Below are 1,515 nucleotides of genomic sequence, written 5' to 3' on the forward strand. Positions count from 1 at the left end.
TACTTCGACAACACGTCGCCGGTAAACGGTCAGGTGCTTTGCGAAATCGCCAGATCCGATGCAACCGATGTCGAGGCTGCACTGGATGCAGCACATGCCGCCAAGGAAGCCTGGGGTCGCACAAGCCCGGCCGAGCGCAGTGTGATCCTCAACAGGATCGCGCAGGTCATGGAAGACAATCTCGATGTGCTGGCGCAGGCGGAAACCTGGGACAATGGCAAGCCGATCCGCGAAACGACCGCGGCCGACCTGCCGCTCGCCATCGACCATTTCCGCTATTTCGCCGGCGCGATCCGTGCCCAGGAAGGCGGGATCTCGGAGATCGACCACGACACAGTCGCCTATCATTTCCACGAACCTCTCGGCGTTGTCGGCCAGATCATTCCCTGGAACTTTCCGCTGCTGATGGCCGTGTGGAAACTCGCTCCGGCATTGGCAGCAGGCAACTGTGTCGTCCTGAAGCCGGCCGAACAGACGCCAGCCTCCATACTGGTCCTTGCCGAACTGATCGCCGACCTTTTGCCGCCGGGTGTTCTGAACATCGTCAACGGCTTCGGACTGGAAGCCGGAAAACCCCTCGCATCCAGTTCCCGGATCGCCAAGATCGCCTTCACCGGCGAGACGACGACTGGTCGTCTGATCATGCAGTATGCCAGCCAGAACCTCATTCCGGTGACGCTGGAACTCGGCGGCAAGTCGCCGAACATCTTCTTCAAGGATGTGACCGCCGAGGATGATGATTTCTTCGACAAGGCAATCGAGGGCTTCGTCATGTTCGCTCTCAATCAGGGTGAAGTGTGCACCTGCCCGAGCCGCGCGCTCATCCACGAGTCGATCTATGACAGGTTCATGGAACGCGCACTGAAGCGTGTCGAGGCGATCGTGCAAGGTGACCCGCTCGATCCGGCCACAATGATCGGCGCACAGGCATCGAGCGAACAACTGGAGAAGATTCTGTCCTATCTCGATATCGGCAAGCAGGAGGGGGCCGAGGTGCTGATCGGCGGCGAACGCAATGTTCTCGCCGGAGATCTGGCGGGTGGCTACTACGTCAAGCCGACCGTGTTCAAGGGGCACAACCGCATGCGGATTTTCCAGGAGGAAATCTTCGGGCCGGTCGTTTCCGTGACCACGTTCAAGGATAATGACGAGGCTTTGTCGATCGCCAATGACACGCTGTACGGTCTGGGAGCAGGGATCTGGAGCCGTGATGCCAATACCTGCTACCGCTTTGGCCGGGCCATCCAGGCAGGACGGGTCTGGACCAACTGCTATCATGCCTATCCGGCCCACGCCGCGTTCGGCGGTTACAAGCAGTCGGGCATAGGCCGGGAGAACCACCTGAAGATGCTGGATCACTACCAGCAGACGAAAAACATGCTTGTGAGCTATAGCCCGAAGAAGCTGGGTTTCTTCTGAAGGCTCCTTGCCAGAACTGAACCGTCGGTAGCGCTTTCATAGTGCCGCCGACGACATTTCCGGGAGGGAAACAAGGATGGAAGACAAAGTCAGTGC

The 1,515-nt window shown here is 59.1% G+C and carries 1 protein-coding gene; it reads left to right on the top strand.

Annotated features, from left to right (window positions below; translation table 11 throughout):
- The coding region (gene adh / locus CU102_RS28215) for an aldehyde dehydrogenase (protein ID WP_106714340.1) at positions 1-1,419 on the top strand (1,419 nt) is incomplete at its 5' end.
- Positions 1,420-1,515 lie beyond the last annotated feature (96 nt).

The organism is Phyllobacterium brassicacearum (assembly GCF_003010955.1).
Lineage (GTDB): Bacteria > Pseudomonadota > Alphaproteobacteria > Rhizobiales > Rhizobiaceae > Phyllobacterium > Phyllobacterium brassicacearum.